The following is a 19,339-nucleotide window of genomic DNA, read 5'->3' on the forward strand; positions in this document are numbered from 1 at the left end:
GGCTACCTCCCCGTGGCGGTCGCAGTGGACACGCGTCGGCCGGTACCGGCGGTTGCCTGCTCAGCCGAGCAATTTCGCCAGCTCCACCCGGGGGAACTCGCCGGCCGGGATCCGCTCCCGCGCCGCGCGGCGTACCGCCTGCTGCACCGCGGCGTTGGCCGGCGTCGGTACGCCGTGCAGCCGGCCGAGGAGCACGACCTCGCCGTTGAGGTGGTCGGTCTCGACCGAGCCGACGCCCCGGGCCAGACTCTGCCAGGTGGAGCCACCGGCCCGTTGCTCGCCGCCGACCGGCCGGTGCTGCACGAGGTCGCCCCGCTGGGCGGTCTCCTCGTCCTGGCTGGTGTGCGCGATCCCGGCCGCGGCGAGCACCGCCTCGCCCTCGGCCCGCACCCGGCCGGCCAGCTCCTCGGGGATGTCCCGACCGAGGAGCGCCTGGAGTCCGTTGCCCAGGTTGCCGAGCAGCTTGCCGTACTTCCAACGCATCACGTCCGGCCGGACCGGCGCGACGAAGCCGGCGGCGGTCAGCTCGGCGGCGACCGCGCGGTCGGTGTCGTCCGATCCGGACGGGTAGCGGCCGAGGTGCAGCATCCCCGGGTGCGGATGGCCGTTGGCCACCACCACCCCCGGCTCCAGGTGGGTGGCGGGCAGCCAGACGCACACCCCGTGCACCTGGGCGAAGAGCCGCAGCGCGGTGGACTCGTTCACCACCCCGTTCTGCGCGGTGAGCAACGGCAGGCGTTCGCCGGCCGTGCCGCCGCCGACCACCGGGGCGTCCACCCAGGTGGCCAGCGCCGTCGCGGTGTCCTGCGACTTGACGGTGAGCACCAGCACGGTGTCGGCGGGCAACGGCCGCCCGTCCGGGGCGTCGACCGCGGGCAGCCGCGCGGTCAGCTCCTGCTCCGGTTGGCGCAGGGTCAGCCCCCGCTCCCGGATCGCCGCCAGATGCGCGCCCCGGGCCACCAGCGTGACCTCGTGTCCCGCCTCCGCCAGCCGCACCCCAATAGTCCCGCCAACCGCTCCAGCGCCGATGATCACATACCGCATCCGCCCATTCTGCCTCGTGCCCACACCGTCGATCATGGACTTGTGGTGCCCGGCTTATCCCGTTGCGCGGCTTACGTGAGGCACCACAACTGCATGATCGACGCGATCCGTTACAGGGTGAGGCCGGCGTCGGTGAGGATGGGGCCGGTCAGGAGCAGGGCCCCGGCCACCAGCACGACCAGGTTGACCAGGGCGAAGAGGGTGACCCAGAAGAACGGCGGGAACGGGGTGAGCCCGGCGAGCTGGTCGGCGTCGGAGGCGGGCATCCGGCCCCGGGCGCGCAACCGCTGCAGCTCCACCACCGGCCGCACGCCGCCGAGCAGCAGGAACCACACCCCGGTGTACGCGAACGCCGCCTGCACCTGCGGCGAGGCGTACCAGGACACGGCGAGCACCACGCCGCCGGTGACCAGCAGCGAGACCACGCCGAAGGCGTTGCGGATCATGACCAGCATGGCGAGCAGCAGCACCACGGCCACCCAGAGCAGCAGCGTGATCCGGTTGCCGCCGAGCAGCCACGCGCCGGCCAACCCGACCAGCGGCGGGGCGATGTACCCGGCGAGCAGGGTGAGGATCATGCCCGGCCCACTCGGACGGCCGGCGGAGAGGGTCAGCCCCGAGGTGTCCGAATGCAGCCGGATGCCGCGCAGTTTCCGGCCGGTGAGCAGGGCGATGAGGGCGTGACCGCCCTCGTGGGCGATGGTGATCGCGTTACGGGCGACCCGCCAGGGCAGGCGGGTCGAGACCACCAGCAGCGCGATGAGCGCGGTGAGCAGCACCAGCAGCGGCGGCGGGTCGGGCTGCGCGCTGATCAGCCGGTCCCAGAGGTTGGTCAGCCCGTCGAACGACACCATGGGGCGCGAGCCTACCGGCCCACACGTTCGTCGCCAGGCCCCCACCCGACGGGGCGCTCACGCCGGTCACGGGCTGTGCGGCGACCGGCACAAGGCGTCGATGGCGGAGCCCGCCATGCCGCCGTCCATGAAAGTTTCTTTAACCCCTCTTGTGTTCATGGGCGATTATCTCCAAAGATGGGCATCAATCGATGGCTACTTGGAGGGACCCATGACCCCCACCAGATCTCCGCTGCGTCGGCTGCTCGCGGCCGGCCTCACCGTCCTCGCCACCGCGGCCGCGGGGCTCGTCGCCACCGCCGGCCCGGCCGCCGCCGCCACCACGCCCGGCATCGACGTCTCGCGCTACCAGGGCAGCATCAACTGGACGAGCGTGCGCAACGCCGGCATCCAGTTCGCCTTCATCAAGGCCACCGAGGGTACGAGCTACAAGGACCCGAACTTCAACGCCAACTACGTCAACGCGTACAACGCGGGGGTGATCCGCGGGGCGTACCACTTCGCCCGGCCCAACATCTCCTCCGGCGCGGTCCAGGCGAGCTACCTGGCCTCCAACGGCGGCGCCTGGTCCGCGGACAGCCGTACCCTGCCCGCGGCGCTGGACCTCGAGGCCAACCCGTACAGCGGCGGCTACTGCTACGGCCTCAGCACCACCGGCATGCGCAACTGGGTGCAGGACTTCCTCAACACCTACCGCTCACGCACCGGCCGCTACGCGGTCATCTACACCACGACCAGCTTCTGGAACCAGTGCACCGGCAGCTGGACCGGGCCGTGGGCCAACCACCCGCTCTGGGTCGCCCGCTGGGCCAGCGCGCCCGGCACCCTGCCGGCCGGCGCGCCGGTCTGGAGCTTCTGGCAGTACACCAGCACCGGGACCGTCTCCGGGATCAGCGGCAACGTCGACCGCAACTACTGGAACGGTGACCGCACCCGGCTGATCGCGCTCGCGAACAACACCGCCTGATCCGCCTGGCACGGCAGTTGGCGGCAGCGGGATCGGCTGTCACCGTACGGTTGACAACTGGTCCGGCTGCCGCCACGCCACCTCTGCGGCTCAGCCTCGACGCCGGTCGGTCAGGCCCGGCGCCGGCTTCCCATCGACACCGCGACCCGGGCGGGGACTGCCTCCTCACGGACCAGGGCCCCGCGCCGCATCAGCAGCCGGGCACCCACCCCGGCGACGGTGACGGCCACGACGCTGAACAGCGCGATGAGCACCGGGATCCCGATGCTGGCCAGGACCAGGATCGCGTCGCCGAGAGCGACGAGCATCCACAGTGCCAACCGGGGCCGGGTGTCCCTCCGTCGGTAACCCATGTCGTACCTCCTTCCGTCGTCGAGGATCAGGTACCCCGAACGACGGAAGGCCATGCGAATCAGTTTCGTGCGGATGCGAATCCCGCGGATCAGTCCCGCCGGTCGGGCACGAAGCCGTTCGCGATCCGGTCGAAGTTCGGGAGGTTGGCCTCCCAGTCCTTCGCGGCCACCTCCCACCGGAGCGCATAGCCGCGGTTGCTGGCGGTCACGAAACCGCGGTTACGAACGTGGATCCGGGTGCCGTCGCGGGTCTCCAGCCACTCCCAGTCCGCGCAGGTCTTCCAGAAGTCGCAGTGCTTGATGTTCAGGTACTGGTAGTTGTTGACGAGGTTCTTCCGGCCTGGCTCGAGTTGCTGCCAGTCCTTGAACGCGTCCGCCTTGGGGGTGCTGGTCCACTGCACGAGCAGCTCGCCAACCCCGTTCGACTGGTCGAAGATGATGGTGTTCTGGCCGCCGCTGCGGCGAACCCAACCATCGGGCAGCGGCAGCGTGAAGCCCGCCGGGTCCTTGTGCAGACGCCAGCCGGCCGGCAGCCCGCCAGCGGATGGGCTCGCCGACGGGGTCGCACTCGGTGCCGCGCTGGTCGGCCCTGGAGTGGGCGGCGCGGAGGTCTGCGGTGCCGCCGACGGCGAGTTCGCGCTGCTGCTGTTGGCCTGTGGCGTGTCACCGCCCTCGGGGTCGTCACCGTTGGACAGCAGCGGCACGACAATCGCGAGGCCGAGCAGCAGCACGGCGACCAGCACGCCGATCAGCAGATTGCGTCGCTTCTTGTCGGCCGGCGCCCCGGTGGGCAGCGGGATCGGCGCCCGCCCAGCCGGCGGGGCCGACGGGCTGACCGGCAGCACCGAGGTCGGGTTGGCCGCCGCGGCCGGATCCACCGGGTCGGCCGGGATCTGCTCGGCCACCGCCGTCGGCTCGTCGCCGGGCTCGTCGGTCGCGGTCGCGTCGGATCGCGTGTCGGTCGGGGCTGGGGAGGTGGGCGCCGAGGCCGGTGACGTGGATGCCTCGAGCTTGCTGGTCGGGTCGGCGTCGGCAGTCGGCCGGTCCACCTTCGCGGTCGGCGCGGCGTCGGCGCTGGCCGGGACCTTCGTCGTGACGTCGTCCGCACCGGCCGCAGCGGCCGTGGCAGCCGCCGCCGGGGGTGTGCGAGGCGCCGGCGGAGCGGCCGGCGGGTCGACCCGCTCGGCCGGGCGCGGGGCCGGCACCACGGCCGGGCGAGGCAGGCGCGGACCGTTGGGCCCCGGTCGGCGTACGCCGTCGAGCAGCGAGATGCCCCGCGAACGCTTGCCGTCAGCCCGACGCAGCAACCGTTCCGCCACCTCGGCGGTGATCCGCTCGGTCGGGTCCTTGCGCAGCAGACCCTGCAGCACCGGCTTCAGCGGTCCGGCGTTCTTCGGCGGCGGCATCGGCTCGGTGGCGAGCGCCGCGAGAGTGCCGATCGCCGACGGCCGCGCGTACGGCGACTTGCCCTCGACCGCGGCGTAGAGCGTGGCGCCCAGCGACCAGAGGTCGGCCTCCGGCCCGGCGGTGCCGTCGCGGGCCCGCTCCGGCGCGATGTAGGCGGGTGAGCCGAGCACCATGCCGGTGCGGGTCACGTTCGGGTCGCCCGGGATGGTGGCGAGACCGAAGTCGGTCAGCACCACCCGGCCGTCGTCGCCGAGCAGCACGTTGCCCGGCTTGACGTCCCGGTGCATGACCCCGGCCTTGTGCGCGGCCTTCAGCGCGCCGAGCACCCCGAGGCCGATGTCGATCGCGCGGGCCGGCGTGACCGGGCCGGACTCGGCGAGAGTGTCCTGCAACGACTTCGACGCGACGTACTCCATGACGATCCACGGATCGCCGTCGGTACGCAGCACGTCGAAGATGCGGACGACGTTGACGTTGTTGAGCCGGGCGATTGCCCGAGCCTCACGCAGCGAGCGTTCCCGCATCTCACGGCGCTCGTCGTCGGTGAGGCCGGGCGGCGGGACCAATTCCTTGATCGCCACGTCCCGGTGCAGCACCTCGTCGCGCGCCTTCCACACCCGACCCATGCCGCCCTGACCGAGCGGCGAAATAAGCCGGTAACGGTCAGCGACGAGTTGGGGAAGCGCGTTCGACATCGCTGAGACGGTACCCGGCGGGCGTGACACTCACACCGCCGGCACGCCACTGTGCGGCGAAGGTCAAGTTCTGGACGCGTACCCTGGCCGCATGTCTGCCGAAGAGCCGCTGTTCCGGGTCGTTCGCGGCGTGCCCACCGCCGAGGAACTGGCCGCACTGGTGGGAGCGATCGTGGCGCGTACCCGGCCGGCCGCCGCGGCGGCGCCGGTGGCCGCGTCCGCCTGGGCGCGCAGCGGACGACCGACAGGCGCGGCGCCCGCTGCCGGCGCTGGCGCCTGGCGCGCCTCCGGCCTGCCCCGCTGATCTCATTGGCGGTCCGGGGCTGCCAGGGTCGCCCCTAGCGGTTAACCTCACTCAGGGAAACGGTGCCGTGACGGTGGGGGAGGATCGATGATCCCTGAGGAGGGCCGCCCAGCGGCCTGGCTGAGCGGCTACGGCGGCATCGAGGCCGACATTCGCCAGCTGCGCGAGTTCGCCGACCGGCTCACGGCCGAGGTGGAGCGCAACTACGCGCCGCACCTGTCCTACATCGCCGACGACATGAAGGCCCCGCTGCCCAATCCGTGCGACGCCTTCATCGAGCTGGTCAACTTCCTGCGCGCCCATCACGAGACCCAGCAGGCGGCCGTCGACATGGTCTGGGGCGTCCAGGGCGCCACCGGCCACCTGGCCGCCGCTGCGGGCACCGTCGCCGACCACTACGCCGGCACCGACGCCTTCTCCGCGGCCCGCGTGGTCGACGTCGAACACGCCCTCACCACCCCCGGCGTGGTGGTGCCCGCCACCCCGTCGGTGGTCCTGCGCGACCCGACCGCGCCCGACGACGGCTCGGTGGTGCTGCCGTGATCGAACGGGGCAGCGGCCGCACCTCCGGTCTCACCGACTGGCACCTGATGGACGTGAACAGCATGTGGGCCTGCCTGCAGGACCACGACACCACCAACCACTGGAAGCAGGTGGCCGGCTGGCGCAAGGTCTGTGACCTGGCGCAGACCCACCTGAGCCGGCTCCAGGAATACCGCCGCGGCCTCGCCGAGGCCTGGCCTCCCGCAACGAACGCGGCCTCCCGCGCCTACCTCGCCGAGCTGGACGAGCTGATCGACAAGGTCCAGCGCACCCACGACGCCGCCGCCACCAACTACACCGCGCTGGCCGCCGCGACCCAGGCCATCAGCGGCACCCGCACCGCTCTTCAGAAGATCCACGAGGTGTACGCGGCCAAGCTCCAGCAGAAGCAGGCGTACGAGGCGACCGCCGCCGACCCGAAGGCCGCCATGGGCAGCCGAGTGCCCGACCAACCCGTGACCGACGCCGACCTGGAAACCCTCAACGTCCAGGCGCGCGGCATCATGTACGGCCTCAGCAGCGAACTCCAACACGCCCAAGTAGCACTCCGCCAACCACCTCCTTCACCGAAGCTTCCGAGGCAACCCGACGATCCCGACGTCTACGGAACGGGCGGCGGAGCGCCAGCAATTCCACCGATCGTGCCGGTGCCATTGACCTCGATGGGGACCACCTCCGCGAAACGCCCGTCTCAGGCGGCTCGCCCCGTGGCCCAACCGAACGCCCCCGTCGTCGGACCGATACTTGGTGGAGCTGGGACCGGAGTCCTGCCAGCACCAACAAGCCCTGGTTCGACACCGGCCGTGCCGCCAGGCATCTCGCCCGGACCAGGGGTGCCCGGGACGCTGCTTCCCGGGACGCCCACCGGCACCGGAACCCCCGCACCTTCCCGGGGACGACCTGGTCCAGTCGGCCGTTCGCCCTCCGGGATGCCAAGTTCGCCCCACTCCACTCCGCCTACGCAACCACGGCCGATGCCTCCCGGAGGCCTGATTGGGGGCCCCTCGAGGATTGGGCTCGGCCAGCCGGGTGCTAACGCCAACCCGCCGCGTCGGGTCAATCCGATTGGCGGCGTGATTGGCGGTGGCGCTGGCACGGCACCATCCGGCGGAGCTGGCTCGCGCCCGGGCGGCGGCCGCAGCTTCGGTTCGACACACGGCGTAATGCCGATTGGTGGCGCCCCTAGCGCTGGCGGCCTAGGCGCCACGCCTGGGCGGCCAGGTCCACGTGAGCGAGACGCTGCCAGCCGCCCTTGGGATCCCGATCATCCTTGGGAGACTGACCAAGGAGTGGCGCCGGTCGTCCGAGCACCGGAGGAGGATGGCCCGATCGACCCGGGCCCAGCCATCGGCTTCAACAGGTGAGGCAATGTCTCGCCCGGATCGCCGCCACCTCGATTCTCACCAGTTCAATTCTTCTTCCCTTAAGTCCCCTAAGTAGCGAGTCGGCGTCTGGCGCGCCGGGCCCTGATGGTGCAGGGCGAATTCGCAAAGATCAGTGGCACCTGAGCTATCTTAGAGTCACTGACGCGCATAGATTCAGCCAAGGCGAAGGCGTAACAGTCGCGGTTCCAGATACCGGAGTAGATCCCCACCCTGACCTACGCAACAACTTGCTTCCTGGGATAGACATCATTGCGGGCGGCAGCGGCGACGGCCGAGAAGACCGTGACAGCCACGGCACATCCATGGCTGGGTTGATTGCTGCACATGGCCGTGTTGGCGGGCTCGGCGCTCTTGGTATAGCGCCAAAAGCTAAGATTTTGCCAATCTTCGACAGTCCGCCCGACGGGGAGGGCAGCCCCGACTCTTTGGCTTCTAGTATCGAATTTGCACTTGCTAATGGAGCAGATGTAATCAGCATCTCTGCCGTTGCGGGTGCTAGCGTGCGCCTCCAACAAGCACTTGATGCTGCTCGTGCGGCCGACGTCGTTGTTGTTGCTGCGGCAGGCAACCGACCCGAAGACACCGACGTCAGATACCCTGCCGCCGAAAATGGCGTTATCGCGGTCGGTGGGGTCGATCGGTCTGGGCAACACGCCTCCGTATCGGTGGCCGGCCCGCGGATCGATCTGGTCGCGCCAGCAGTAGATATCTACAGCACCAGTTACGACGGGAAGTATTCGAAGGGCACCGGCACCTCAGGGGCTACGGCGATTGTGGCGGGGGCGGCGGCGTTGATCCGGTCGAAGTATCCCTACCTGCCGGCCCGTGAAGTCGCGCACCGACTTACTGCCACGGCGGTCGACAAGGGGCCGCCCGGGCGGGACGACGAGTACGGATACGGTGTCATCGACATCGTGGCGGCGCTGACCGCCGACGTACCGCCGCTCGGTTTTGAGTCTGCGACGGCGAGTGCTCCCGCCGGTGGCGACCCGAGTACGACGGGGGCGGCGGCGCCCTCCGACGAGGACAGTTCGGTTGCCACGGTCCGGGGGTTGGTCACGCTCGGGGTGATCGTGGCCGCGGGTACGACCTGGGCCGTCCTGGCCCGACGGCGTCGGCGCGGCGACGATCCACCCCCGCGGATCAGTCACTGACCCGCGCTGGGATGACATCACCCGCAACGACGCTGAGCCGACGACGTGTCGAGAGGCGGCGTCGCGCACGGCGGTGGATCAGCCGGTAACGTCGGTCAGGTGCCTGATCAGCTGCCGCTCCGCCTCGTGCTCGCCTCGGCGAGTCCCGCCCGCCGCAAGATTCTCCAAGCCGCCGGCATCGAGCCGGATGTGCTGGTCAGCGGCGTCGATGAGTCTCTGGTGGTCACCGACCGGGCCGAGGAGCTCTGCCTTGAGTTGGCCCGGCTGAAGGCGCAGGCGGTGCTCACCCGGCTGCGGCCGGCCACCGACCAGCGGACGCTGGTGATCGGCTGCGACTCGGTGCTCGCCTTCGACGGCGAGATCCTCGGCAAGCCGGCCGACGCGGCGGACGCGACCCAGCGTTGGCTGCGGATGCGGGGACGCAGCGGGGTCCTGCACAGCGGACACTGCCTGATCGACGTCACGGCGGGGCGGCGGGCCGAGGCCGTCGCCTCGACCACCGTCCACTTCGCCGACATCAGCGACCACGAGATCGCGACCTACGTTGCCACCGGTGAGCCGCTGGCGGTGGCCGGCGCGTTCACCATCGACGGGTTGGGCGGCCCGTTCGTCGAGCGGATCGAGGGCGACCAGAGCACCGTCGTCGGGCTGTCGCTTCCGCTGCTGCGCCGACTCCTCGCCGAGTTGGACCTTCGGATCACGGATCTCTGGACGAAGGTCGCGCCGGGCGGGCAATCGGTCGAGCCGCTCGGCTAGCGTCCAGCCATGACCACGAAGTCGATCCCGCTCACCGACGACCTGCACGCGTACCTGGTCGGGCACGGATCTCCGCCGGACGAGATCATGCGCGACCTTGCCGAGGAGACCCGCGCCGCGCTGCCGGACGAGGCGACGATGCAGGTCGCGCCGGAGCAGGCCGCGTTCCTGACCTTCCTCACCCGGCTGTTGGGGGCCCGGCAGGCGGTCGAGGTGGGCACGTTCACCGGGCTCTCCGCGCTGGCGATCGCCCGGGGGCTGCCCGACGGCGGCCAGCTGACCTGCTTCGACATCTCCGAGGAGTACACCGGCATCGCCCGCCGTTACTGGGCTCGGGCCGGGGTGACCGACCGGATCGAGCTGCGCATCGGCCCGGCCGGGGACACCCTGCGTGAACTGCCGCACGAGCGCCACCTCGACTTCGCGTTCATCGACGCGGACAAGACGGGTTACCCGATCTACTGGGCGGAGTTGGTGCCCCGGATGCGGCCCGGTGGTGTCATCGCCGTGGACAACGTGCTGCGCGGCGGACGGGTGCTCGCTCCGCAGAACGTCAGCGACCGGGCGATCGCCGCATTCAACGACGAGGTGCTGGCCGACGTGCGGGTCGACGCGGTCATGTTGCCGATCGCCGACGGCCTCACCCTCGCCCGGGTGCACTGACCGGCTCCGACGCCCGGACCGGCACCGCCGCGACGGCCGCCAGGCCGCCGACGAGCGACCAGCGCCGCCCGCACGTCTTGATCCACTCGATTTCGGCGATATTGCGGTGTCCAGGCGGATCGGACACCGCAGTATCGCCGACCTTGTGTTGATCAGGCGTCGTCCGCCCGGTCAGCCCGTGAACACCGTCGCCGGCTCGCGCTCCGCGGTCGGGTGGGCGGCCCGCAGCGAGCGGCCGAGGCGGACGGCGAGCAGCGCGGCGGCCGCGATGAACGCCGGGAGCAGCAGGAACGCCAGGTGCGGGCCGATCCCGTCGGCCACCCGGCCGAGCAGCACCGGGGCGATTCCAAAACCGATCCCCATCGAGTACGCCGACCAGCCCGCCGCCCGGTCGGCGGCCGGCCCGGCCACGGCGAGCGCGATCGAGATGGCCAGCGGATAGTGCAGCGCGTTGCCCAGGCCGAGCACGACCAGCCCGGCCACCGCCAGCCAGCCGATCGACGCGGACCAGAAGACGGCGAAGCCGGCCAGCGACATCCCCAGCGCCCCGAGCAGCAGCGGTACCGGCGGCAGCCGCAGCGCGATCCGGCCGCCGGCCAACCGGCCGAGGAACATTCCGCAGACGATCGCGGCGATGGCGGCGCTCGCGCTGCCGGCGCTCATGCCGGCGTGCGAGCGGAGCACGTCCGCGGTCCAGAGCGACAGGCAGACCTCGATCGAGCCGGTCACCGACATCAGCGTCCAGGCGATCCAGTACGGCCGAGGCAGTCGCCGCCCCACATCGGCCGGCTCGGCCCGCTCCGCCACCGCCGCTTCCGGCCCGGCCACAGCAGGACCGGCGCCGACGAGGGCAGAGGAGGGCTTCGGCTGGCGTACCCGTGACGCCAGCGCGACGAGCCCGACCAGCGCGATCAGCCCGACCTCGACGGCCATCGCCGGCCGCCAGCCGAGCCCGGCGTCGACGCAGGCGCCGATCACCAGCGGGGCGAGGATGCCCATGCCGGCGCAGGCGGCGTTCGCCTCAGCGAGAGCGGCGGGCGCGGCACGGCCGTGCCGGGCGACGAGCACCACGTTGACGCCGCTGATCACCGCCATGCCGAAGGTGGCGATCACGGCGACGGCGGCGAGGGTGGCGGGCAGCGCGCGGAGGGTGCCGAACGCGGCCACGCCGACGGCCACGCCGGCCAGGCCGGTCCAGATCGCGGGGCCCCGACCGATCCGCGCGGCCAGCGGGGCGAAGAGCGCGCCGCCGATCAGCGAGCCGACCGCGATGGCGGTGCTGTGCAGCCCGGCGACGGCGGCGCTGGTGCCCTGTTCGTCGCGGAGCAGCGGGACGACCGGGCCGAAGCCGTAGAGGAAGAAGCCCCACAGGCCCAGTTGGGCGTAGGCCAGCCAGGTGATCTGGTCACGGGTGAGGCGGGGCACGGACCTTACGCTACAAGCGCCGGCCCGATGCCCCGCCCCGACTGAGAGGCAGCTCTCCCGATCAGCGGACGCTGCGGGCGAACTGGCGGGCCGCCCAGTAGACGCCGGCGACAGCGAGGACCGCGGTGATGGTCAGCCCTTGCCAGACCTTGTCGTTGGCCAGGTCTCCTGCGAAGAGCGCGCGGGTGCCGTCGACCGCCCAGGAGAACGGGTTCCAGTCGGCGATGCCCTGCAGCCAGCCCGGCGCGAAGGTGAGCGGCAGCAGGATGCCGGAGAGCAGCAGCACCGGCTGGGCGACGGTGTTCATCAGCGGTGCCAGGGCGTCCTCGCTCTTGACCTTCAGCGCGACGCCGTAGGAGACGGCCGAGGTCATCAGCGCGATCAGCGCGAGCATCAGGTAGGCCAGCAGCAGGTCGCCGAGCACCACCCGCAGGTCGAAGAGGAGCGCGAGCAGCGTGATGATGACCGCCTGCACCAGCAGCGAGACGACGTCCCGCAGCGAGCGGCCGAGCAGCAGGGCGAGCCGGCTGACCGGGGTGACCCGGGACCGCTCGATGACCCCGGCGCGCAGCTCGGCGATCAGGCCGAAGCCCTGGAACAGGCCGCCGAAGATGGCCAGCAGCACCAGCAGGCCGGGTACGAAGATCTTGTAGGCCTCGGCCTGGGTCGGCGCGTTCAGCGCCGGCTTGAGCAGGGGGGCGAAGAGCAGCAGGTACATCACCGGCTGGAAGACGCCGACGAAGACCCAGACCGGGTTGCGCAGCAGCAGTTGGAACTGGCGCTCGAAGATGAGCCAGGTGTCGCGGGCGAGTTTCATCAAGGTCTCCGATTCTCAGGACTCGCGCAGCGAGCGGCCGGTCTTGGTGAGGAAGACGTCGTCCAGGCTGGGCCGGTGCAGCTCGATCGAGGCGAGCGCAAGGCCGGCCTGGTCCAGCCGGCGGAGGATCTGCGGGATCGCCGTGGCGCCCTCGTCGACGTAGAGCCGCAGGCCGCCCTCGTCGGCGGTCTCCAGCTTGTTGACGTACGCCTCGCCGTCGAGCGCCTGCGCGGCCTGGGGGGTCGCGGCGGCCTCCAGCCCGACCAGCACCACGTCGCCGGAGATCTCGCGCTTGAGCTCGACCGGGGTGCCCTCGGCGACGACCTCGCCGTTATCCATGATCGCGATCCGGTCGCAGAGCGCGTCAGCCTCGTCGAGGTAGTGGGTGGTGATGAAGACCGTCATCCCGTCGGTGCGCAGCCGGCGGATCTCGTCCCACATGTGGGCGCGGCTCTGCGGGTCGAGGCCGGTGGTCGGCTCGTCCAGGAAGACGATCTTCGGCTCGTGGATGATGCCGAGCGCGATCTCCACCCGCCGGCGCTGCCCACCGGAGTAGGTCTTGCACTTGCGGTCGGCGTACTCGGTGAGCTGGAAGGCCTCCAGGGCGCGGACGGCGCGGCGGCTCGCCTCGGCCTTGCTGAGGCCGTAGAGCCGGGCCTGGAGGACGAGCTCCTCGCGGGCGGTGGACTCGTCCCAGGTGCTGCCGCCCTGGGCGACATAGCCGATCCGGCGGCGCACCTCACCGGGGGCCTTGCGCAGGTCGGCGCCGGCGATGGTCGCCTCGCCGCCGTCGGGTTCGATGAGGGTGGCGAGCATCCGCAGCGTGGTGGTCTTGCCGGCGCCGTTGGGGCCGAGGAAGCCGAAGATCTCCCCCTCGGCGACCTCCAGGTTCACCCCCCGTACGGCGTCGACGGTCTTCGTCTCCCGACCCGCCCGGGAGCGGAACGATTTCCGCAACCCTCTGGTCTCGATCATGTCTGCTCCTGGTCGTCCGGGCCGGGCCGTGCCGGCCGCCGCCTGCCCTGGGGACGCCGCACGGCGCACTCCCCCCGTTGTGCCGGGAGCAGGCTAACGCGATATAGCTTCTGTGGTCAACGTTGATTATTCCGCGTCGGTCCTCGGTCCGGCAGCCGCTCCTCCCAGCCCGACCAACCCTGCGCCCGGTCCAGCCCAGCAGGCAGGTACGACACTCCGGATTCGATCCGCTCGGCGATCCGCTCGCACCACGCGATCTCCGCCTCCGCCCGGGCCGACCAGAGCTCGAACATCCACGCCACGTGCACCGGCTTGGTGTCGCGGATCCAGTCCGACTCCAGCGAGGCCCGCATCCACTCGACCCCCGCGCCGAGCTGGGTGGCCCGGTTGCGCAGGGCGGCGGCCGCCTCCTCGCGCGGCATCGCCGGCAGGAAGGAGAAGGCCGCCGTGAACGGGTCCGGGACCTCGTGCACCTTCCACCACAGACCGCGCAGCAGCGTCTCGAACTCGTCGTCGCCCTTGGGCGTGACCTCGTACGTGGTACGGGCCGGCCGGCCGCCGATCTGTTCGGTGGCGACCGCCCGCAGCAGTCCCTCCTCGGTCAGCTTGCGCAGGGCGTGGTAGATCGAGCCGGGCTGCACGTTCGCCCATTTGTCGGCGTTCCAGCTGAGCAGTTCGCGCCGCACGTCGTAGCCGTGCACCGGCTGCATCCACTTGACCAGACCGAGAATCATCATCCGAGTGGCAGACACCGGGCAAGCGTAATAACCAAGTTTGACTAAGGCCCGGTGGTGACAGTGCGGCATCCCACACTGAGCGATCGTTAGGGCCCGCAGGGTGGCCGATACACTCCCGGTCAACGACCTCCTGGGAGGAGCCTCCACGGTGCGCAAGGTACTCATCGCCAACCGCGGCGAGATCGCCGTCCGCGTCATCCGCGCCTGCCGCGACGCCGGTCTCGGCAGTGTCGCGGTCTACGCGGACTCGGACCGTGAGGCCCTGCACGCCACGCTCGCCGACGAGGCCTACGCCCTGGGCGGGGACACCGCGGCCGACACGTACCTGCGCATCGACAAGCTGCTCGACGTGGCCGCGAAGGCCGACGCCGACGCGGTGCACCCCGGCTACGGCTTCCTCTCCGAGAACGCCGACTTCGCCCAGGCCGTCATCGACGCCGGGCTGACCTGGATCGGCCCCACCCCGCAGGCGATCCGCGACCTCGGCGACAAGGTCACCGCCCGGCACATCGCCCAGCGCGCCGGCGCCCCGCTGGTGCCCGGCACCCCCGACCCGGTGGGCAGCCCGGACGAGGTGATGGCGTTCGCCGTCGACCACGGCCTGCCGGTCGCCATCAAGGCGGCCTTCGGTGGCGGCGGGCGCGGGCTCAAGGTGGCCCGCACCATGGAGGAGATCCCCCAGCTCTTCGAGTCGGCCACCCGGGAGGCGGTCGCCGCGTTCGGTCGCGGCGAGTGCTTCGTCGAGCGCTACCTCGACCAGCCCCGCCACGTCGAGGCCCAGGTCCTCGCCGACCAGCACGGCAACGTCATCGTGGTCGGCACCCGGGACTGCTCGCTCCAGCGGCGGCACCAGAAGCTAGTCGAGGAGGCGCCGGCGCCGTTCCTCACCGACGCCCAGCGGGCCCAGATCCACCACAGCGCCAAGGCGATCTGCCGCGAGGCCGGCTACCACGGCGCGGGCACGGTGGAGTACCTGGTCGGCGCGGACGGCACCATCTCCTTCCTCGAGGTGAACACCCGGCTCCAGGTCGAGCACCCGGTGACCGAGGAGACCGCCGGCATCGACCTGGTCCGGGAGCAGTTCCGCATCGCCGACGGCGAGAAGCTGCGGATCACCGAGGACCCGATCCCCCGCGGGCACTCCATCGAGTTCCGGATCAACGGCGAGGACCCGGGCCGCAACTTCCTGCCCGCGCCCGGCACGGTCACCGCGCTGCGGCTGCCGACCGGCCCGGGAGTCCGGGTCGACACCGGCATCTCGGCCGGCGACGTGATCGGCGGAAACTTCGACTCGCTGCTGGCCAAGGTGATCATCACCGGGGAGACCCGGACGGAGGCACTGGAGCGGGCCCGCCGGGCACTGGACGAGATGGTCGTCGACGGGATGGCCACCGCGCTGCCGTTCCACCGCCTGGTGGTCCGGGATCCGGCGTTCACCGCCGAGCCGTTCACCGTGCACACCCGGTGGATCGAGACCGAGTTCGACAACACCGTCCCGCCGTTCACCGCCGCCGCCGGCACCGCCGCCGAGCCGACCGAGCGGGAGACCGTCGTGGTCGAGGTGGGTGGCAAGCGGCTGGAGGTCACCCTCCCCGCCGGCCTCGGCGCGGGTACGGCCAGCGCCGCGTCGGCCGCCCGGAAGCCGGCCCGCCGGGGCGGTGGCGCCAAGGCCGGCGCCACGGTCAGCGGTGACGCGCTCGCCTCGCCGATGCAGGGCACCATCGTCAAGATCGCGGTGGCGGACGGGGACACCGTCGCCGAGGGCGACCTGGTCGTGGTGCTGGAGGCGATGAAGATGGAGCAGCCGCTGCACGCCCACAAGGGCGGCACGATCAGCGGGCTGACCGCGGAGGTCGGCGCGGTGATCAGCGCGGGCGCGGCGATCTGCACCATCTCCTGACCGGCACGGTCAGTCGTCGGGCGAGGCGGCCCGGTCAGCGCAGGGTCTCGGCGGCCACCTCGCGGACAGCGGCGGTGACGGCGGTCAGCACCTCCGACTCCAGCCGCCAGTGCTGCCAGTAGAGCGGGACGTCCACCTGCCGGCCGGGGGCGATGTCGACGCAGTGCCCGGCCGCCAGGTCGTCGTCGGCGATCTGCTCGGGGACCAGGCCCCAACCCAACCCGAGCCGGATCGCGGCGCTGAACGCCGGCACCGACGGGACGTAGTGCACCGGCGGGTCGAGCGCCCGGCCGGTGACCGCCCGCACGAAGCGGTGCTGCGCCCGGTCCTTGCGGTCGAAGACGACCACCGGCGCGGCGGCCAGGGCGGCCGCGGTGAGCCCGTCGGGAAAGTGCGCGGCGGCCAGCGGCGGCGCGGCCAGCGCGCGGTAACGCATCGCGCCGAGCCGGAGCACCCGGCAGCCCTGGACCGCCTCGCGCTGGGCGGTCACCGCCGCCGTCACCGCGCCGTCGCGGAGCAACTCGGCGGTGTGGTCCTGGTCGTCCTGGCGAATGTCGAAACAGAGCCCGAGCCGCTCCGGCACCCGGGCCAGGGCGGCCGGGAACCAGGTGCCGAGCGAGTCGGCGTTCACCACCACCGCCAGCCGGGTCCGGGCGCCCCCGCCGGTCAGCGGGCCGCGGGCGTCCGCCAGCGCCTCCCGTTCGAGCAGCACGAGCTGCCCGGCGAGGCGTAGCAGCGGCGCACCGGCTGCGGTGGCCACGCAGGGACGGGCCCGCCGGACGAGCACCTGCCCGACCGTCTCCTCCAGCGCCTTGACGCGCTGGCTCACCGCCGAGGGTGTGATGTGCAGCAGCCGGGCCGCCGCCTCGAAGCTGCCCTCCGCGACCACTGCGGCGAGCGTCCGCAGCTGGGTGGAGTCGAGGCCGTCCATCAGCTCAGCTTAACCAGGTTCAGAATCTTTAGTTCGACTCATGCCATCGGTGCACCTACCGTCGGGGCGTGCTCAGCTCCGCCGTCGCCGGCTTCTCCGTCTCCCTCGCCCTGATCGTCGCCATCGGGGCACAGAACGCCTTCGTCCTGCGCCAGGGGCTGCGCCGCGAGCACGTACTCCCGGTCGTGCTCACCTGCGCCGTCTCCGACGCGGCGCTGATCACCGCCGGCATCGCCGGGGTCGGCACCCTGGTCGCCGACCGGCCGGCGCTGGTGACCACGATCCGCTGGGCCGGCGCCGCCTTCCTGCTGGGCTACGCGGCGCTCGCCGCCCGCCGGGCCCTGCGCCCCGGGGCGCTGGTGCCGACCGACCGGCCGCCGGCGACGCTGCGGGCGACGATCCTCGCCTGCCTCGCCTTCACCTACCTGAACCCGCACGTCTACCTGGACACGGTGCTGCTGCTCGGCGGCCTCGCGCAGCAGCACCCGGACCGGTGGGCCTTCGGCGTCGGGGCGGCCCTGGCCAGCGTCGGCTGGTTCACCGCGCTCGGCGCCGGCGCGCACCGCCTCGGGCCGCTGCTGGCGCGCACCGCCGCCTGGCGGTGGCTGGACGGTGCGATAGCGGTGCTGATGGCCGGGTTGGCCGTGACGCTGCTGGTCGGTTGATCAACCGGCGGCGAAGGTGTTTTCCATGACCAGCGGCGGCAGGACGGCTCGCGGCCAGGAATGATGGCCGGGTGCGGTTCCTACATGGCGCGGTTCCCGCGCACGACCTGACCTACAACGACGTCTTCATGGCACCGGCCCGGTCCGACCTGGGCTCACGCCTCGACGTCGACCTCTCCACCGGCGACGGCACCGGCACCACCATCCCGCTGGTGGTGTCGAACATGACGGCGGTCGCCGGACGCCGGATGGCCGAGACGGTGGCCCGGCGCGGAGCGATCGCGGTCATCCCGCAGGACATCCCGATCGAGGTGGTGGCGACCGTCGTCGCCTGGGTCAAGCAGCGCCATCTGGTCTACGACACGCCGATCACCCTCGGCCCGACGGACACCGTCGGCGACGCGATCCACCTGCTGCCGAAGCGCGCGCACGGCGCGGTGATCGTGGTGGACGCCGCCGGTCGGCCGCTCGGCGTGGTCACCGAGGCGGACACCGTGAGCGTCGACCGGTTCGCCCAACTGCGCCACGTGATGTCCACCGAGCTGCACACCGTGCCGGCGGACGCGGATCCGCGTACCGGCTTCGACCTGCTCTCGGCGGGCCGCCGTCGGCTCGCCCCGGTGGTCGACGCGGACGGTCGGCTGGTCGGCGTGCTGACCCGGCAGGGCGCGCTGCGGGCCACCCTCTACCGGCCGGCGGTGGACGACCGCGGGCGGCTGCGGATCGCCGCCGCGGTCGGCATCAACGGCGACGTCACCGGCAAGGCCGCGGCGCTGCTGGAGGCCGGGGTGGACACGTTGGTGGTGGACACCGCGCACGGCCACCAGGAGCGGATGATCTCCGCGCTGCGGGCGGTCCGCAAGCTCGACCCGGCCGTACCGGTGGCGGCCGGAAACGTGGTCACCTCCGACGGGGTACGCGACCTCGTCGAGGCGGGCGCCGACATCGTCAAGGTCGGAGTCGGGCCGGGCGCGATGTGCACCACCCGGATGATGACCGGCGTGGGACGGCCCCAGTTCTCCGCCGTGCTCGACTGCGCGGCGGCGGCGCGGGAACTCGGCCGGCACGTGTGGGCCGACGGGGGCGTCCGGCACCCGCGCGACGTGGCGCTCGCGCTCGCCGCCGGCGCCTCGAACGTGATGATCGGCTCCTGGTTCGCCGGCACCTACGAGTCCCCCGGCGACATCTACACCGAAGCCGACGGCCGGCGTTACAAGGAGAGCTTCGGCATGGCCTCGGCCCGGGCGGTCAGCGCCCGCACCGCCGACGACAGCCCGTACGACCGGGCCCGCAAGGCGGTCTTCGAGGAGGGCATCTCCTCCGCCCGGATGTACCTCGACCCGAACCGCCCCGGGGTCGAGGACCTGATCGACGAGATCATCGCCGGGGTACGCAGCGCCTTCACCTACGCCGGCGCGCGGGACCTGTCGGAGTTCCACGAGCGGGCCCTGGTGGGCGTGCAGAGCGCTGCCGGCTACACCGAGGGGATGCCACTGCCGACCAGTTGGTGACCGGTAGGCCCGCCGGTCAGACGGCCCAGCCGACGACGGCCGCGCCGGCCCCGACGACGGCCAGCGCGGCGGCGACCAGCAGGGCGCGCCACACGACCACCATCACCCGGTCGTCCTCGATCCGCCGGGTCACCTGACGGCGCCGCTCGACTCGGCGCCATGCTGCGTCTCCGGTCCCTGCATCGGCCATAACCTCCCCGTTTCGCCCGTCACTGGGGGGATGGCCGCCGCCGGACGTTCGGTTGCACGCGGG

Annotated in this window: 18 protein-coding genes; 9 read left to right on the plus strand and 9 right to left on the minus strand. The window is 71.9% G+C overall.

Annotation, left to right across the window (positions count from 1 at the left end):
• Positions 1-60: 60 nt before the first annotated feature.
• Complete coding sequence (locus tag ACIBBA_RS19345) at positions 61-1,044, minus strand: ketopantoate reductase family protein (protein WP_396698936.1); 984 nt, start codon at positions 1,042-1,044, stop codon at positions 61-63.
• A 110-nt stretch (positions 1,045-1,154) separates the two neighbouring features.
• Complete coding sequence (locus ACIBBA_RS19350) at positions 1,155-1,898, minus strand: M50 family metallopeptidase (RefSeq protein ID WP_396698938.1); 744 nt, start codon at positions 1,896-1,898, stop codon at positions 1,155-1,157.
• A gap of 211 nt (positions 1,899-2,109) precedes the next feature.
• Between ACIBBA_RS19350 and ACIBBA_RS19355 the strand changes: the two genes are divergently transcribed.
• Positions 2,110-2,865 carry a GH25 family lysozyme gene (locus ACIBBA_RS19355; protein ID WP_396698940.1) on the plus strand — a complete coding sequence of 252 codons (756 nt, stop codon included), beginning with the start codon at positions 2,110-2,112 and terminating at the stop codon, positions 2,863-2,865.
• Between the two features lie 110 nt (positions 2,866-2,975).
• Here ACIBBA_RS19355 and ACIBBA_RS19360 read toward each other — a convergent pair whose 3' ends face one another.
• Complete coding sequence (locus ACIBBA_RS19360; protein ID WP_396698942.1) at positions 2,976-3,272, minus strand: hypothetical protein; 297 nt, start codon at positions 3,270-3,272, stop codon at positions 2,976-2,978.
• A 35-nt stretch (positions 3,273-3,307) separates the two neighbouring features.
• Positions 3,308-5,320, minus strand: coding sequence for a protein kinase (locus tag ACIBBA_RS19365; protein WP_396698944.1), 2,013 nt, complete (start codon positions 5,318-5,320; stop codon positions 3,308-3,310).
• A 91-nt stretch (positions 5,321-5,411) separates the two neighbouring features.
• On the opposite strand from ACIBBA_RS19365, the gene ACIBBA_RS19370 reads away from it, so the two are divergent.
• The 5 genes from ACIBBA_RS19370 to ACIBBA_RS19390 all read left to right on the plus strand — a co-directional run bounded on the left by ACIBBA_RS19370 (position 5,412) and on the right by ACIBBA_RS19390 (position 10,125).
• Positions 5,412-5,624, plus strand: coding sequence for an acyl-CoA carboxylase epsilon subunit (locus tag ACIBBA_RS19370; protein WP_396698946.1), 213 nt, complete (start codon positions 5,412-5,414; stop codon positions 5,622-5,624).
• Between the two features lie 87 nt (positions 5,625-5,711).
• Positions 5,712-6,167 carry a hypothetical protein gene (locus tag ACIBBA_RS19375; protein ID WP_396698948.1) on the plus strand — a complete coding sequence of 152 codons (456 nt, stop codon included), beginning with the start codon at positions 5,712-5,714 and terminating at the stop codon, positions 6,165-6,167.
• A 1,396-nt stretch (positions 6,168-7,563) separates the two neighbouring features.
• Positions 7,564-8,706: a type VII secretion-associated serine protease mycosin gene (mycP, locus tag ACIBBA_RS19380; protein WP_396699162.1), complete on the plus strand. Its 1,143-nt coding sequence runs from the start codon at positions 7,564-7,566 to the stop codon at positions 8,704-8,706.
• A 99-nt stretch (positions 8,707-8,805) separates the two neighbouring features.
• Positions 8,806-9,462 (plus strand): Maf family protein, encoded by a 657-nt coding sequence (locus ACIBBA_RS19385; RefSeq protein WP_396698950.1) that lies wholly within the window; start codon positions 8,806-8,808, stop codon positions 9,460-9,462.
• 9 nt (positions 9,463-9,471) lie between these two features.
• Positions 9,472-10,125 (plus strand): O-methyltransferase, encoded by a 654-nt coding sequence (locus ACIBBA_RS19390; protein ID WP_396698952.1) that lies wholly within the window; start codon positions 9,472-9,474, stop codon positions 10,123-10,125.
• 171 nt (positions 10,126-10,296) lie between these two features.
• Here the strand turns inward: ACIBBA_RS19390 and ACIBBA_RS19395 are convergent, their stop codons facing one another.
• From ACIBBA_RS19395 to ACIBBA_RS19410, 4 genes are all read right to left on the minus strand, one after another.
• The gene (locus ACIBBA_RS19395; RefSeq protein WP_396698953.1) at positions 10,297-11,550 is read right to left on the minus strand and encodes an MFS transporter; all 1,254 of its coding nucleotides are present in this window, start codon (positions 11,548-11,550) and stop codon (positions 10,297-10,299) included.
• 61 nt (positions 11,551-11,611) lie between these two features.
• Positions 11,612-12,367: an ABC transporter permease gene (locus ACIBBA_RS19400; RefSeq protein WP_350867357.1), complete on the minus strand. Its 756-nt coding sequence runs from the start codon at positions 12,365-12,367 to the stop codon at positions 11,612-11,614.
• Positions 12,368-12,382: 15 nt separating this feature from the next.
• The gene (locus tag ACIBBA_RS19405; RefSeq protein ID WP_396698955.1) at positions 12,383-13,342 is read right to left on the minus strand and encodes an ATP-binding cassette domain-containing protein; all 960 of its coding nucleotides are present in this window, start codon (positions 13,340-13,342) and stop codon (positions 12,383-12,385) included.
• Between the two features lie 116 nt (positions 13,343-13,458).
• The gene (locus ACIBBA_RS19410) at positions 13,459-14,079 is read right to left on the minus strand and encodes a PadR family transcriptional regulator (RefSeq protein ID WP_396699164.1); all 621 of its coding nucleotides are present in this window, start codon (positions 14,077-14,079) and stop codon (positions 13,459-13,461) included.
• Between the two features lie 148 nt (positions 14,080-14,227).
• Between ACIBBA_RS19410 and ACIBBA_RS19415 the strand changes: the two genes are divergently transcribed.
• Entirely contained in the window at positions 14,228-15,979 is a 1,752-nt protein-coding gene (locus ACIBBA_RS19415; protein WP_396698957.1) for an acetyl/propionyl/methylcrotonyl-CoA carboxylase subunit alpha, read from the plus strand.
• A 34-nt stretch (positions 15,980-16,013) separates the two neighbouring features.
• Here ACIBBA_RS19415 and ACIBBA_RS19420 read toward each other — a convergent pair whose 3' ends face one another.
• Positions 16,014-16,910 (minus strand): LysR family transcriptional regulator ArgP, encoded by an 897-nt coding sequence (locus ACIBBA_RS19420; protein WP_396698959.1) that lies wholly within the window; start codon positions 16,908-16,910, stop codon positions 16,014-16,016.
• Between the two features lie 68 nt (positions 16,911-16,978).
• On the opposite strand from ACIBBA_RS19420, the gene ACIBBA_RS19425 reads away from it, so the two are divergent.
• Together ACIBBA_RS19425 and ACIBBA_RS19430 are read left to right on the plus strand one after the other, a co-directional pair.
• The gene (locus tag ACIBBA_RS19425; protein WP_396698961.1) at positions 16,979-17,575 is read left to right on the plus strand and encodes a LysE/ArgO family amino acid transporter; all 597 of its coding nucleotides are present in this window, start codon (positions 16,979-16,981) and stop codon (positions 17,573-17,575) included.
• Between the two features lie 71 nt (positions 17,576-17,646).
• Complete coding sequence (locus ACIBBA_RS19430) at positions 17,647-19,086, plus strand: GuaB1 family IMP dehydrogenase-related protein (RefSeq protein ID WP_350867367.1); 1,440 nt, start codon at positions 17,647-17,649, stop codon at positions 19,084-19,086.
• Positions 19,087-19,339 lie beyond the last annotated feature (253 nt).

Origin of the sequence: Micromonospora sp. NPDC051006 (genome assembly GCF_044456245.1) — a bacterium.
Classification (GTDB): Bacteria; Actinomycetota; Actinomycetes; order Mycobacteriales; family Micromonosporaceae; genus Micromonospora.

Excerpts from the sequence above, each read along its gene's own strand:
- ACIBBA_RS19355 (WP_396698940.1), top strand. The coding sequence starts at position 2,110 with ATGACCCCCACCAGATCTCCGCTGCGTCGGCTGCTCGCGGCCGGCCTC.
- ACIBBA_RS19375 (WP_396698948.1), top strand. The coding sequence starts at position 5,712 with ATGATCCCTGAGGAGGGCCGCCCAGCGGCCTGGCTGAGCGGCTACGGC.
- ACIBBA_RS19400 (WP_350867357.1), bottom strand. The coding sequence starts at position 12,367 with ATGAAACTCGCCCGCGACACCTGGCTCATCTTCGAGCGCCAGTTCCAA.
- ACIBBA_RS19390 (WP_396698952.1), top strand. The coding sequence starts at position 9,472 with ATGACCACGAAGTCGATCCCGCTCACCGACGACCTGCACGCGTACCTG.
- ACIBBA_RS19420 (WP_396698959.1), bottom strand. The coding sequence starts at position 16,910 with ATGGACGGCCTCGACTCCACCCAGCTGCGGACGCTCGCCGCAGTGGTC.
- ACIBBA_RS19370 (WP_396698946.1), top strand. The coding sequence starts at position 5,412 with ATGTCTGCCGAAGAGCCGCTGTTCCGGGTCGTTCGCGGCGTGCCCACC.
- ACIBBA_RS19350 (WP_396698938.1), bottom strand. The coding sequence starts at position 1,898 with ATGGTGTCGTTCGACGGGCTGACCAACCTCTGGGACCGGCTGATCAGC.
- ACIBBA_RS19405 (WP_396698955.1), bottom strand. The coding sequence starts at position 13,342 with ATGATCGAGACCAGAGGGTTGCGGAAATCGTTCCGCTCCCGGGCGGGT.
- ACIBBA_RS19365 (WP_396698944.1), bottom strand. The coding sequence starts at position 5,320 with ATGTCGAACGCGCTTCCCCAACTCGTCGCTGACCGTTACCGGCTTATT.
- ACIBBA_RS19410 (WP_396699164.1), bottom strand. The coding sequence starts at position 14,079 with ATGATGATTCTCGGTCTGGTCAAGTGGATGCAGCCGGTGCACGGCTAC.
- ACIBBA_RS19345 (WP_396698936.1), bottom strand. The coding sequence starts at position 1,044 with ATGCGGTATGTGATCATCGGCGCTGGAGCGGTTGGCGGGACTATTGGG.
- ACIBBA_RS19360 (WP_396698942.1), bottom strand. The coding sequence starts at position 3,272 with ATGGCCTTCCGTCGTTCGGGGTACCTGATCCTCGACGACGGAAGGAGG.